The 13,761-nt window shown below is 57.6% G+C and carries 9 protein-coding genes; 4 read left to right on the top strand and 5 right to left on the bottom strand.

Features of this window, described 5'->3' with window-relative positions:
- Positions 1 to 66 precede the first annotated feature (66 nt).
- Positions 67 to 1,053: a TraB/GumN family protein gene (locus OQH67_RS01840; protein WP_215435282.1), complete on the top strand. Its 987-nt coding sequence runs from the start codon at positions 67 to 69 to the stop codon at positions 1,051 to 1,053.
- On the opposite strand, the gene mfd is transcribed toward OQH67_RS01840, so the two are convergent.
- The 4 genes from mfd to OQH67_RS01820 all read right to left on the bottom strand — a co-directional run bounded on the left by mfd (position 1,050) and on the right by OQH67_RS01820 (position 9,124).
- The gene (gene mfd, locus OQH67_RS01835; RefSeq protein ID WP_215435283.1) at positions 1,050 to 4,226 is read right to left on the bottom strand and encodes a transcription-repair coupling factor; all 3,177 of its coding nucleotides are present in this window, start codon (positions 4,224 to 4,226) and stop codon (positions 1,050 to 1,052) included. The two genes, OQH67_RS01840 and mfd, sit on opposite strands and share 4 nt — an antisense overlap.
- Before the next feature lie 123 nt (positions 4,227 to 4,349).
- Positions 4,350 to 5,531: an SHD1 domain-containing protein gene (locus tag OQH67_RS01830; protein ID WP_215711597.1), complete on the bottom strand. Its 1,182-nt coding sequence runs from the start codon at positions 5,529 to 5,531 to the stop codon at positions 4,350 to 4,352.
- A 29-nt stretch (positions 5,532 to 5,560) separates the two neighbouring features.
- Positions 5,561 to 8,113 carry an MFS transporter gene (locus OQH67_RS01825; RefSeq protein ID WP_215435285.1) on the bottom strand — a complete coding sequence of 851 codons (2,553 nt, stop codon included), beginning with the start codon at positions 8,111 to 8,113 and terminating at the stop codon, positions 5,561 to 5,563.
- 27 nt (positions 8,114 to 8,140) lie between these two features.
- Entirely contained in the window at positions 8,141 to 9,124 is a 984-nt protein-coding gene (locus tag OQH67_RS01820; RefSeq protein WP_484460790.1) for a hypothetical protein, read from the bottom strand.
- A 128-nt stretch (positions 9,125 to 9,252) separates the two neighbouring features.
- Between OQH67_RS01820 and OQH67_RS01815 the strand changes: the two genes are divergently transcribed.
- From OQH67_RS01815 to OQH67_RS01805, 3 genes are all read left to right on the top strand, one after another.
- Positions 9,253 to 10,101 carry a hypothetical protein gene (locus tag OQH67_RS01815; protein WP_215435290.1) on the top strand — a complete coding sequence of 283 codons (849 nt, stop codon included), beginning with the start codon at positions 9,253 to 9,255 and terminating at the stop codon, positions 10,099 to 10,101.
- A 400-nt stretch (positions 10,102 to 10,501) separates the two neighbouring features.
- Positions 10,502 to 11,959 carry an MBOAT family O-acyltransferase gene (locus OQH67_RS01810; RefSeq protein WP_215435292.1) on the top strand — a complete coding sequence of 486 codons (1,458 nt, stop codon included), beginning with the start codon at positions 10,502 to 10,504 and terminating at the stop codon, positions 11,957 to 11,959.
- 14 nt (positions 11,960 to 11,973) lie between these two features.
- On the top strand, positions 11,974 to 12,876 hold the full coding sequence (locus OQH67_RS01805; RefSeq protein ID WP_215435293.1) for a hypothetical protein: 903 nt from the start codon (positions 11,974 to 11,976) through the stop codon (positions 12,874 to 12,876).
- On the opposite strand, the gene OQH67_RS01800 is transcribed toward OQH67_RS01805, so the two are convergent.
- Positions 12,853 to 13,686: a histidinol-phosphatase gene (locus OQH67_RS01800; RefSeq protein ID WP_251828162.1), complete on the bottom strand. Its 834-nt coding sequence runs from the start codon at positions 13,684 to 13,686 to the stop codon at positions 12,853 to 12,855. The genes OQH67_RS01805 and OQH67_RS01800 overlap by 24 nt on opposite strands.
- Positions 13,687 to 13,761 lie beyond the last annotated feature (75 nt).

Raw genomic sequence — 13,761 nt, 5'->3', positions numbered from 1 at the left:
CCAAGGTGTTTGAGGAAGTTCTTTTTTGGCTTGCTCTGCGGATAATGGCCGCTAGGCTGGTGACGTATGAACATATTGCGCGGTATTTTGTCTGCCTTCATGCTGTGCTCTTCCGCACTTGCTGCCGTAGCCGACTCCGGCAGGAATGCGGAAGAATACGGCGGGTACCCGGCTACGTTCCTGAGGCTGGAGGCGGATTCCCCTGAACGGCAGGATTTGGCAACGCCCGTGGCTTCCTATGTGAATGACGGCGGACAGGAGGTGAGGCTGATCGGGGCGATGCATGTGGCTGAACCGGAGTATTACGAGCGTTTGAACAAACTGTTCGGGCAATGTGATTTGCTGCTGTTTGAAATGATCGGCGGGGAAGGGCTCCAGCGGCAGGAGGAATTGCGGAGCAGGATTGACCGGAGCAAGCCGCTGGGCGGCTTGACGAAGGAAGAAGCCCGCGAATGGAACCGGCTGGAGGCATGGGAAAAGGAACAGAGGGAGGAAGAGTCTTCCTTCCTGCTGAACTGGCTGGGGGAAGCCTATAAAAGATTCAGCAAAGCCTTGAATTTGCAGGCCCAGATGGATGGAATCGATTACTCTCCGTCCCACTTCGTCCATGCGGACATGACCCTGGGGGAATTCAGGAAGGCCCAGGAAGAAAAGAAAGAGAGTTTTATGGGACTGATGGCGAAGGAGATCATGTCTTCCCTGAAGGAAGAGTATTGCGGCTATCAGCCGAATCAAATCAAGATGGCGATGGATCTGATTACGGGAAATGTTTCCGGACTGAAGAATGAATTGATGCGTATGCTGGCCTATACCAGCCCTGATTCTCTGGAGGATACGGTGATTCTGAAAGGCAGGAATGCCAAATGCATGGAGATATTCGACCAGTGGAAAGGCAAGGGTGCGCGCAAGATTGGCATCTTCTACGGGGCGGCGCATCTGCCCGGTCTGCATGCGGAGCTGCTGAAGCGCGGCTACCGCCTCAGGGAAGTCCGGTGGCTGACTGCCTGGAATACCCGGGAGCAGGCTGACGGCAGGGATGCGGACCAGGATTAGATCTTTTTAAGCATTTCCAGGGTTTCCTGAAGCTTTTCCGCCGGGGTGATTCCCGCCAGGCGCGGAAATTTGTTGGACAGGAGGATGAAATCCCCGTTCCGGGTAAGCATCAGGCGCTGGCCGCTGACTTCCACCATGGATATATTGGCCATGGTGGCCAGTATCTTGATTTTGTGCGCGGCAAGCAGATGATGCACCGTTTCCGGTGCAGGTCCGAATCGGTCTTCCCAGGTGCGGAGCAGGGCGTCCGTCTCCTTGATGGTGCGGGCTCCCGCCAAATCCTTGTAGGCGGCGATGCGCAGCGGGGCGTCGCTGATATAGTCCCGCGGAATGAAGGCGCCCAGGTACTCCTTGCGGGATTTGGCCGCAAACTGCGTTTCACTGTTCACGATGAAATCCGCCCGGAGGGCGGCGTCCGCCCTGGGTGCGGAATGTTTGCCCTGCATGTGGGAGATGGACTGCTGGAGAAGCTGGCAGTACAGGTCAAAGCCGATGGCGGCGATGTGGCCGCTCTGCTGGGTGCCGAGCAGGTTGCCCGCTCCGCGGATTTCCAGGTCGCGCATGGCTATTTTGAATCCAGAACCCAGTTCCGTGTACTGTTTGATGGCGGAGACGCGCTTGCGGGCGTCTTCCGTAGTGGAGGAGGTCCTGGGCAGCATGAGGTAGGCGTACGCGCGGTGCCCTGAGCGGCCCACGCGGCCGCGGAGCTGGTACAAGTCCGCCAGGCCGAAGCGGTCCGCCCTGTCAATAATGATGGTGTTGGCGTTGGGAATGTCTATGCCCGATTCAATGATGGTGGTGGCCAGCAGAATGTCCGCCTCTCCCCGCACGAAGGAGCTCATGACCTTTTCCAGCTCGTCCTTGGGCATTTGTCCGTGGCCGATGACGATGCGCGCCTTGGGGACCAGGGCCTGTATCCTGTCCCGGAACAGCTCGATGGTCTTGACGCGGTTGTGCAGCAGGAATATCTGGCCCCCGCGCTCCAATTCGCGCTCCATGGCCTTTTTCATGATGCGTTCGTCATAGGGGCAGACGCTGGTCTGCACCGGCTGCCTGTTGACGGGCGGCGTATCGATGGAACTCATGTCCCTGGCGCCCATCAGGGCAATGTACAGCGTGCGGGGAATGGGGGTGGCCGACAGGGTGAGCACGTCTATTCCCTTGAAGCGCTCCTTGAATTTTTCCTTGTGCTTGACGCCGAAGCGTTGTTCCTCGTCAATGACCACCAGGCCCAGGTTCTTGATGGAAACGTCTTCGGAAATGAGGCGGTGGGTACCGATGACGATGTCCACGGAGCCGTTTTTCAACCCTTCCAGCGTGGATTTGACTTCCGCCGCGCTGTTGAGGCGGCTCAGCATTTCAATACGCACGGGATATTCGCTCATGCGTGACTTGAAGGTGCGGAAGTGCTGCTCCGCCAGTACGGTAGTGGGCACCAGCACGGCCGCCTGGCGGCCGCCGGTCACGCATTTGAATGCGGCGCGGATGGCTACCTCCGTCTTGCCGAAGCCCACGTCTCCGCAGATCAGGCGGTCCATGGGCCGGGAGGATTCCATGTCCGCCTTCGTCTGGGCGATGGCACGGAGCTGGTCGGGCGTTTCACGGAACGGGAAGGAGCTTTCAAACTCCCACATCCATTTGCTGTCCGGCGGGTGGCTGTAGCCTTTGCCCGTCTGGCGTTCCGCCTGCACGTTCAAGAGCTGGGCGGCGTAGTCCGCCACGGAGCGTTCCGCGGATTTTTTGGCGCGCTGCCATTTGGAATCCCCCAGTTTGTTGAGTTCCGGCGTCCTGCTGCCCAGGCCGATGTAGCGGGAAACCAGGTGCGCCTGGCTGAGGGGGACGTGCAGGATGGTGTTGTCCCGGTAGAGGATGTTCATTTCCTCGTCTCCGGAATCCGGAGAGGTGGAGATGTTGATGAACTTCCCGATGCCGTAGCTGGTGTGGACCACCAGGTCCCCCGGATTGATGTCTTTCAGGGAGGCTTGGGCGCGTGCCTTGCGCGCCTTGTCTTCCCGGCTGGCGCGCCGCCGCGCCGTGGCGGACTGGTACCTGCCGAACAGCTCGGAGGAGGAGAGGACTGCCGTCTTCGCTTCGGGAATGCTGAAACCGCCGGGCAGGTCCCCCCGCAGGCAGGTGATGGAGAGCAGGGCCGGGGTGCCGGCGCAAATGTCCTTGAACCGCTCTTCTTCCGCCTGGTTCGGGAAAAACATGCTGACGTTCCATTTCCGGTCCAGCCATTCCCGTATCTGGCGTTCGGCCAGTTCGCGGCGCATTTCCTGCATCACGAAGTCGCCCGCGTCAAAGCTGCCCAGGGGATTGTCATGGATGGCCAGGGAAAAATCCTCCTCTCCCTCCGCATCTTCCGGAGGGGCGGCCAGGATGCACACGTGCCCGCGTTCCTTGCAGAAGGGGGTGGTGATGACCAGGTCTCCCGGCCTGATCCAGTCGCGCAGGGTTTCCACGGATGCCGCCTCCTGCAGGACGAGGTTGACGTGCTCCACCTTCCGGAAGGAGACCTGGGTATCCACGTCGAATTCCCGGATGGATTCGATTTCATCGTCAAAGAATTCCAGACGTACGGGATTGGCGGATTGCAGGGGGAAAACGTCCAGAATGCCGCCGCGGCGGGACCACTGCCCGCGGGAAATGACCTGAGGAACGCCCTCGAATCCGGCTTCCGTGAACAACTTTTCCAGTTCGTCCGGCGGCCGCGTTTCCCCCGCCTTCAGGATCATGCCCTGGTTCTTCATGCCCCTGGTGGAGGGAACCTCGTCATTCAGGGAATTTTCCGTCAGAACGACGGTCAGCCTGCCTATCTGTCCGGAGGCAATGCGGTGCAGCACGTTCAGCCGTTCCGCGGTGAGTTCCGGGTCTCCCACTTCTTCGCCCAGCGCCACTTCCTTTTCCGGGACGAACAGGATGTTGTGCACGCCCCATGTCTCCAGCTGGGAGGCTACGGATTCCTGGGCTCGCAGATGGGGAGTCACCACCCAGGTGCGGCACGTTTCCGGAACGCTGTTGATGCACAGGGCCGCCACAAACGGTACGCCGGGCAACGCGGTGTGGTCGAAAACGGCCTGTTCCTCCGTGCCCAGCTTCGCCAGTTCCCTGCGGAAGGGGGCGGTGCGGGCCACCCGGTCCAGCAGGGAGGATATGGAAGCGTCTTCTGCCATACGTGTCTGAAAGCCCCTGTTGAGGGGAGTTTGCCGCCTTTCCCCGCCATGTCAACGGTTTTTCAGGGCACATGTGTCCTCCGTTCCCGGCAGGGAACAGGAAGATTGCAGAAAAGAAAGTGATCAGGAAGAGGCACGGAAGCGGATCTTGACGCCAGCCTTGCGCCATTTCTGCTCGATCTCCTTGGCCAGTTCCTCATAGGTCCTGCCGTCCAGAAGGAGCTTTTGCGCTTCCTTTTCACTGGTGCCGGACTGAATGGCCTTCATGTAATTCTTGATGCGCTGGGCATCCCCTTTTCCGTCCATGTGGTAGAAGTAGTAGGCCATCAGCGCGGCCAGGCCGTAGTGAAGATTGGCGTTTTCATTCGTGAACTGGGTGTAGGGCATGTTCATGAAGGCCTCCAGGCCGGGAGCCTCAAAATCGTCCCCCAGGGCGCGGCCCCCCGTGTTTTTCTTGCCGTACTCCGTAACGCGGGAAACGATGTGGGAGCGGTTGGAGCCGAAGTTGAAGCGGCCCCCGGCATAAGGAGTCATGGCCACGTATTCCGCGGAGCCCTCGCAGAACCAGCTGGCTTGCTTGGCCTGCGGGGACATGAGCTGGTGCGTCAGTTCGTGAATGAGGGTGGTGGCATCCTTGTCCCGGTCAATGATGTACGTGCTCCCCATGGACTTGACGCCCAGCGACTGGAAAGGCACCAGAATTCTGCCCCGGTCCCCGGGCCGCGTGGTTCCCAGGAAAATGCCCGCCGTTCCTTCCAGTCCCCCGTTTTCCTGGTAGGTGCTGAACTTTTCATACAGGTAGGCCGGGAATTTGGCGGAATCGTCATGGGGCGGAATGTTGCCGATGGGCAATGTCTTGTTAGCCAGATGGGTGGCTTCAAACAGGAGGCCCAGGCGCTTGATCATGCCGGCGCCCAGCTTGGCGTCGCAAATAAAGCGGAAATGGGGCGTCTCGTAAATGTATTCCCCCTTTTCCTCCTTGATGGTTTCCACCTTGAAATTGTCCGGGCATTTGACGGTTCTGGGCCAGGGCTGCTTGTAATTGTCCGCCGGGTTGGCGGGAGCCGCTGCCGTTCCCTGTCCTGCAATGAAATCCTGGTCCGCCTTGGAAAGCTGGTTCAGGGGAATGGTGACCGTCTGACCTCCGGCGCGGGTCAGCACCGCTTTTTGGCCGTCCAGTTTGACGAATTCGGCCTCCAGGGTTTTTCCCTGGGTGTTGGTCCAGGTGCGGCCCTCTGCCGGAGAAAGCAGGGACAGGAAGCACAGGGCTCCCGCGGCCAGGTGGTTGCGTGCAGGTATCTTCATGGAGTAAGTTAGTTGATGAGTTTGAGGTATCAGTGCCGGGGCCTCGGCAGCATCAGGAGCAGAAGCCCGCAGAACAGCATGAGGCATCCAGCAGCGGCCAGCGTGGTGGTCAGGGGAATGCCCTGGTCCTTGAACCAGCCGCCGAAGAAGGAGATGAGCGCGCCCACCCCGGCGGAGGTGAGGTTAAGCAGACCGTAGCCGGTGGCGGAGTAACGCTCGTCAATATGGGAGCGTAGCACAGGCATGAGGGTGGCGTCCAGCGATCCTTGCGCCAGTCCCTGCGTGGCCACCAGTCCGAGCATGAGCACCAGCGGAACCGCAATGTCCCAGCCGAAGATGCCGGGCAGCAGCGCCAGGACGACCAGCGGGCCGGATACGCTGAAGGCGATACCCGGTACCAGCGCGCGGGCGCGGGTGTTGCGCTTGTACCACATGTCCGCCAGGATCGCGCCCCCCAGCACCGCGATGTATTTGGCAATGGAGCTCCACAGTGTGGCGGCGGGGCCGGCCTCCGCGGAGGAAAGGTGGTACTGGTCATGCAGCAGGGTGGGGTACCACGTCAGCAGGAACCAGTTGCCTGCGCCCGCAAAAGCCACCACGCAAAGCAGCATCCACATGGGGCGGCCGCTCAGCAGGCTGGAAAGGACGGCCCCTGTGGAAAGCTTGGCCGCGGGAACCTTAACAGCCTGTTCGTCGTTGTCCACGTTGATCAGCACGGTTTCTTCCCCCGGCTTGTCCTTCTTCCGGGCAAGGGCCGTGTCTGCGGGGGCCTTTCCGGGATCTTTCAGGAACAGGATCAGGACGATGGCGTAAGCTACGCCGATCAAACCGAACAGGGCGAAGGTCATGCGCCAGCCCGTCCAGGAAGCCATGGTGGCGCCGAACCCGGCGATGGCCATGCCCACGTAGATCCCGCTCATGTGCAGGCCCGTGGCGATGGAGCGCGTACTGCCCCGGTGGTAGTCCGTGATCAGGGCCAGGGCGGCGGGAATGTAGAAGGCTTCGCTGATGCCCATGGCCCCGCGGGCGATGAGCAGGGAGGTGTAATCCTCCGCGTGCCCGGTCCACCAGGTGACCACGGACCAGACGACCAGGGAGCAGAGAATCATCAGGCGGCGGCTGTAGCGGTCCGCCAGGAAGCCCCCCACCGGGCTGAGCAGCGCGTAAATCAGCAGGAAGACGGAGGTAACCATGCCGAACTGGGCTTCCGTCTGGGGGATGTCCCGCACGATGGGCTCATGCAGGGCGGAAAGAAGCTGGCGGTCAAAATAGTTCAGCATCACGACGAACCACAGCACGATGACGGCCACCCAAGCCCACAGGCCGGGCCTGGTGTTCGGGTCCGTAACGGCGGAGACGTTCCTGACGCCGTTGCGCACGGCGGAAATGATGATGATGGCCAGCACGATGATCGTGAGGATGAGAACGGCATAGTCCACCGTGCTCATTTCAAAATGGTATCCCGCCGTTGCGGAGGCGTTCACGGGGGTGCGCTCCCCGGGAGCGGTTTCTCCGCTAATGGTGACGATCTCATTGCCCCTGGTGACGGCAGGCGCCGTGGCGATGCCTGCGGGCCATTCTCCCAGGCGACTCCATTCATCCTTCACGATGTCGTAGGCCAGGATGTCCCTGGACTGCACGACGGGGCTGGAGGGGGCCGGCGAATTGCCGCGCTTGTCGCCTCCAATCAGGATGATGGTGTTTTCCTTGACGGGGGCGGGGCCTGCCGCTGCCGCCACGGGAGTTCCGGGGCCGGTGCGCTCCTTCTTCGTCTTTCCCCACTCGGCGGGGTTCGTAGAGCCCAGGTCGTAGTCGATCAGGTCGGAAAGGTAGGTTCTTTGCGTTTCCCCTGCGGCATTTTTGGAAAGGGAACATCCTCCCACCAGGAAAAGGGTGCTGTCGGAAAAGGCGGCGGTGGCAAGAATGCGCCCCGGACCTTGGAATGGGGGCAGGGTCTTCCATTCCATGCTGGCCGTTTCAGGAGATGTGTCCAGCACGTACACGGTATTCAGGGCCGTTTCCGGTTCGTCCCGGTCCCGTCCCCCGATAACGTAGAGCTTGTCTCCCGAACCGACGAAGGCGGCTTCCGTCACGGGCCGGGGAAGGGGTGGGAGCTTTTCCACGGACCCGTCCGCCCTGATCAGCAGGGTGTCCTGCCGAATGCCCTCTTCATTGTGGCCTCCGGCCAGCACCACGCCCTTGCCGACACTGGCGCATGCCGCGTAGCCCAGCGGAACGGGCAGATTGCCGACTTTATTCCATTGCCCGTTAGAGAGTTTAAAAATGTCCCGGTGGTACGCCTTCGGGCCGCGTTCCTCCGGGGTGGCGGCCCCGGGGGCGGCATGGGGAAAATTGGCCCCTCCCGCGGCGATAATGGACTGGGAGCCGTCTTTTTCCGCCACGGTTCCGGCAATCATTCCAGCGCGTCCCGCGGGATCGGGCAGGTCCGGAATGCTGCCGGAGGGATGGACGTCCACGGAAAAGGATGCGTGGGCGGCCGGGACCGCCATCAGCATCATGCCGGCGAGGGCAGCGCACCATGTTTTGGTGAACCGGTTCAGGTAATGTAAGAAGTGCGTCATATGATTTGTTGGTCGAGGCTGGAAGAATCAGGGAAGAGAAATGCTCCAGACTTCAGGGGAGCGTCTGCCGGGTTTGAGTTCGCCGTTGACCGCAATGAAGCGGCCTTCCCAGGCGCAGCAGGGAAGCACCGCCCGCAGCGCTCCGATGGGACCGCCGTCGTGCCATTCCGCCGTTGCCGTGTCCAGGCACAGCGATTGGTTGTTGAAGCCGGGATTGGTCTGCGGCGTGTATTTCCTGCCGGAGCCGTCGTCGCCGCCCAGCAGGTAGATGACTCCGCTCCGGGAAACGGGCGCCGGAGTGGGTGCGGCGGCGATGGCATAAGGCATGTCCGGCTGCCGCATCCATCCGCCGGACGGGGTGAAGCTCCATGCCTCCGTCAGAAGTTCCCGTACCTGCCTCCCGTCCTCTTCTTTCAGGCCGATGCCGCCCAGGACGTACAGAACGCCGTTAACCGCAGCCATCTGATGCAGGAAGCGGCCTCTCCCGGGTAGTGGAGGAAGCTCCTGCCAGCTCTGGCCGGGATTCCGGGAATCCAGCATGAACATCCGGCTGGTACAATCCTGCTCTCCCGGGTGTTCACAGCCGCCCGTGAGGTACACCTTGCCGTCCAGCACGGCTGCCGCCGTGTAGGCCAGCGGGACCGGAAGGGAGGGAAAGGCGGAGATATTCAGGGTTCCGCCGCAAACTCCCAGCAGGTAAACGTCGCTGCGGTGGCTTTTACTGTCGCATCCTCCGATGCACAGCAGGCCGTTTTCCAGGCTGGCGGAGGCTCCATAGGCATAAGGGGCGGGCAGTACGCCCGCTTCCCGCCACGCGGGGCTTTCCGGCGCCAGGGTGAACACACGGTCCGTCCAGGTCTTGACGCCCCCTTCCAGCATGGGCCTGCCGGGGAAATTCGTTCCGCCTGCGCAAATAAGAATATTTCCGTGGGTTCCCGCATACATGCCGGCAAACCCTTCCGGATCGGGAAGTGGGGGTAAATGACTCCAGGATGACGAGTGTGAATTCATAAACGTGTAAATGCTTCACAAAACTTTAACGAAAAGGGAACCGCCGTGCCAGTAATAACATCTGGTCATCTTTTTTTGAATAAATTTCTTTTCCGGAGCCTCTTATCTAGGTAGAACCGTTGAATCGTATGAAACCTGGAGCCTGTCTATTAATTTTGTGCGCCCTGCTGCCCGCCTCCCTGGCGGAGGATATGGCCTTGCGTTCCGGCAGGGTTCTGAAAGATGCCAGCGTGGTATCTTCCGGGGATGACTTCGTCAGCGTCCAGTACACGGACGGCGTGGCGAAAGTCTCCTACAAGGAGCTGACGGACGAACAGCAGAAGGCTTACAAAATGACGCCGGATGAGGTGGCCGCGCGGCTGGAAAAGCGACGGAGCGAGGAAGCTGTCCGCAGGCAAAGGGCGGAAGCGGTCAAAAAAGCGGCTGAGGAAGAGGCCAGGAAAATCCGTGAATCCCTCTCGGAAGCGGAACGCCATCCACGCTACCTGGAGGGGGAGGACGTTGTCCGCATGTTCCTGTTGATGGGGGATCTTTCCCGTGTGGAGGCTGAAGTCATCGCCCTTCAGTGGAACGCGCAGGAAGCGGACCGGGTGGGGCTGCCGCAGGATGCCAAAGTATTCCGCACCAGGGCTAGGACCTACCAGGACCAGATCAGTTCCATTCGTAAAAAAAGGGAAGATGCCGAGCTGTATTGGAAGGACCTGGAAAAGAAATACCTGGCCCTGAAAGACGGCACCCAGAAAAAAATCACGGACTTAAACAAGCAGGTCAACCAGTTGCAGGGTGAAATCCGTGAGGTAGCCAGTCAGCCAAAAACGGAGCGCGTCGTGGTCACACCCATCGTCAGGCCCTGGAACTATCCGCCGCCGCCCGTCATTATCCGGCCCAATCCTCCTTCCCCACCGCCCAGGCCCCAGCCCGTTCCTCCTCCCGTGCGCCCGATACAGTCGCCTTACGGGACCACGATTGGAAGATGACGGGAAACCGTTCAGGCGGGAAAGTGCAGTCTTGCTTTCTCCGGAGTCAATTCAGGGGATGCAGTTGCATGTTCCCTGAATCGAAAGAGGCGAGTTGCTTGAATCCGGCCTGACGAGTTAGTTCTGCGTCTCGCTTAAAATTTCTTTAGGCATGTTTGGAATCAAATATGAAAAATGAGTGGATTAATTCCCTTTTTGAGTGGAAGGGATGACTGTTCTCGTGTAGAGATTTTTTATTTTTTCTGAAAATGGAGCAGATGGATGCGGGTGGGGCTTTGGCAGGGGAAAGATGAAATAAGGGGGTACCTGGACAATTTTCTTTTCCACTGCTGAGCAGATATTGGCGTTTCGGAATTTGCCGTTGACTTCACATTTTCAAGTTCATAAAATCTAAAGAGAAATGTTGTTCATCTCTCTCGAATTTGTTTATTTTTTAATCATTGTTTTCCTCTTATATTATATTCCCGTTCCTGGCAGATGGGGAAAAGCGTACCAGGTGACTTTGCTGTTGATAGCCAGTGCCGTGTTTTACGGGTGGGAAGACGTGCGCCTTTTAAGCATCCTTCTGGTTTCCTGCATTGGGAATACGGTTTGCAGCCTGTTTATTTTGCGCCACAGAGAAAGGGGAGATGATGCCAAAATTCGGGGATGGGTGCGGAATGCCGTGATTTTGAATCTTCTTCTTTTGGGATCATTCAAATATGCCGGGTTCTTTGCTGATATCATTCCGGGGCTGCCGTTTTCATGGACGGAATGGCTGAAATCCATTCCATTGCCTATAGGTATCTCTTTTTACACATTTCATGGCATTAGCATGATTATTGATGTGTCCAAAGGAAATGTGCGTTCCGTGGATTCCCGTGAAATTCAGATCAATTCCACTCCTCTCGGTTTTGTCAAGGCAACCAGGGATGTAGGATTTTACATGCTGTTTTTCCCTCAGTTGATTGCAGGGCCTATTGTGCGTGCCCGTCAATTCTGGCCTCAGATAGAATCCAAAAAGTTTAGGGATATTCAGTGGGGCACTGCCTTTAAATTCTTGACGCTTGGGTATTTCCTGAAAATGGTAGTAGCGGACAATTTGGCTGAATATACGCCTTATCTGAAAAGTCTTGAATTGGTGGGAAGCATGGGAGGCAAAGAATTGCTGACGCTCATGTTTGGCTATTCATTCCAGATCTTTTCTGACTTTGGAGGTTATTCCATGATCGCCATCGGATTGGCGGTTTTGTTCGGCTACCGCCTGCCGGACAACTTCAATTTCCCTTATATCAGCACCAGCATCACGGAGTTTTGGCAAAGATGGAACATGACGCTTTCCCACTGGTTGCGAGACTATCTCTACATACCTTTGGGCGGTAACCGGAAAGGACAGGTAAGAACTTATATCAATCTTTTCATTGTCATGTTTCTTGGTGGTTTGTGGCACGGAGCGGAATGGAAATTCGCGTTGTGGGGGACTTGCCACGGCTGTTTTCTGGCGCTGGAACGTTTTCTATGGAGGGGGCGCAGCTCCACCCACTCTTTTGTCAAATGTCTTGGGGGAGTCTATTGTTTTCTTACAGTAAGTTTTTTATGGATGACTTTTTTAATGCCCGACATGGAAACTCTCTCGCTGTTTTTCCAAAGGCTTGCGGTGTGGGATAAACCTGTGTCCAATATCGTTGCTTATGCAGTGATATTATATGGTATCCCCGTCATCCTGTTCCACCTGGCTGGATGGATCAGGGAGCATCGGATTTCTTGGAATGCCCGGTGGCATGGGGGCGTGCTGGAAGGGGCCCTGTATGGCTTGATGATCTTTATGATTTTTAATAACTCTGGTCCTGCGGAAGGATTTATCTATTTCCAATTTTAATTGTATCTCCCATCATGGATTACAAGCTTGTTGTTGAACGCAAGGAACTTTCACGCTCCTTTCTGGTTTCCGTTTTTGTGACGTTCCTGCTGTGCATGGTCGCAGTTGCTGTATGGAAATACAGCCTGGATAAGCGGGGGATTCAATGGAAATCCCATTCCAGCTATTATAGTTCCAAAGGTAGAATATTTGCTGCGAACGAATCGAAAAACCGCATAGATACGGTATTTTTGGGGTCATCCATTACGGGCAGAATTCCGGGAGTGGAATCGGGGAATGCAGGCTGGGCGAATTTGGGCATTGATGCTTCTTCTGCCCGGGAAGGATTGGAGCTAATGTTAAAAGGGCTGCTTCCGCCTGCAGAATATGTGGTTGTGGAGATGGATAGGGTGTTTGCTGATCAAATGTTCGTTTATAAAAATCCGGAACATGATTTGAGGCAGAATGGGTCCTGGTGCCCTCTATTCAATCCCTTGTTCCGTGCTTCAACATTGCTGTACACGGAATTGAGAAATGAGCATTTTAATGTACAGAATACGGAGGGATGGGCTCTTCTGCCAATGCCTCCCGTTATTTCGCCTTTGGAAACGAAATGGTCTGAGAAGGATGCAGCTCTTCTTCAACAACTGAAGGCCGTGCAGGAAAAATTCGGATCCCGCCTGGTATTGGTCTTGTTCCCGGTGAAGAGCCGTATTTCTCCCGCTGCCATGCGGTGGAAAGTAGCGCGTTTTGCCAAGGAATTAAATGTGCCCTGGCTTGACTTCAATGCGCAGATTCCTCCGGAGGAGGAAATTCGCTTTTCTGATGCGGTGCATATGCAGAGCAACTTTGCCATGCGGGCGGCCGCAACAATCCGCCGGGAGGCCGAACGTTTATACCGTGAAAAAAACTACTCAAATTCCGGTCAGGGGGAATAACCGCATTTTTCCGGCAGTAAAGGAGGCCAACTGCCTGAACCCGGCCCGGCTCGCCAGTTCTGCGGCCCGGTCAAAATCCCGGCCGACGTTTTCCGGAGCGTGGGCATCCGAACTGATGGTCAGGGGAATATCCATCTCTGCGGCCAGCCGCAGGAAAAGTTCGTCCGGGTACTGTTCTGCGCACTTGTTGTACCATCCGGCAGTATTGATCTCCAGACAGGCCCCGGACCGGCTTATGGCTTCCAGGGCCGGTTCATAATAGCGGCGCAGATCCCCGCCGGGCCGGAAGCCGAACTTCTTGATCAGGTCCGCATGGCCCAAGATGTGGAATAGGCCGGAGGCGGCCATGTCCCGGAAGCGTTTCCAGTATTGTTCCCAGGCGTCCTCCACGTCCGTCGTGTTCCAGAAATCCATTTTGTAGGGGTTGTCAAATTCCTCCTTTTCCCCCAGGTAGTGGACGGAACCGATCAGATAATCCCATTCATACAGGCCCCGAAGGTGGTCCGTCCAGGGTTCAATACCCGGAAACCAGTCGCATTCCAGTCCGGCCTTTACCGTCAGTCCGTGCGGAGCGGCAAGTTCCGTGGCCTCTCTGATCCAGTCCAGGTAGGCTCCCATGTCCGCCTGCTTCATGCGCCAGTCGTCAAACGGCTCCTCCTGCATGGGAGCGTGGTCGGAAATGCCGTATTCCCGCAGTCCGGCGCGAACGGCTGACTGCACATATTCCTGTGGCGTACCGGAGGCATGCAGGCACAGGGGCGTATGTGTATGGTAATCGCAATACATGAAGAGGGAGCCCCATGCTAGCATGGCGGCATGCCCGGTTCAATCCGAAGAACGGTTTTTCCCGATTATTTGCGGTCTTTGACTTTATGAGTTGCTTTT

The sequence above is a fragment of the Akkermansia biwaensis genome, assembly GCF_026072915.1.
Lineage (GTDB): Bacteria > Verrucomicrobiota > Verrucomicrobiia > Verrucomicrobiales > Akkermansiaceae > Akkermansia > Akkermansia biwaensis.
This window is presented reverse-complemented; position numbering and strand designations above follow the sequence as displayed.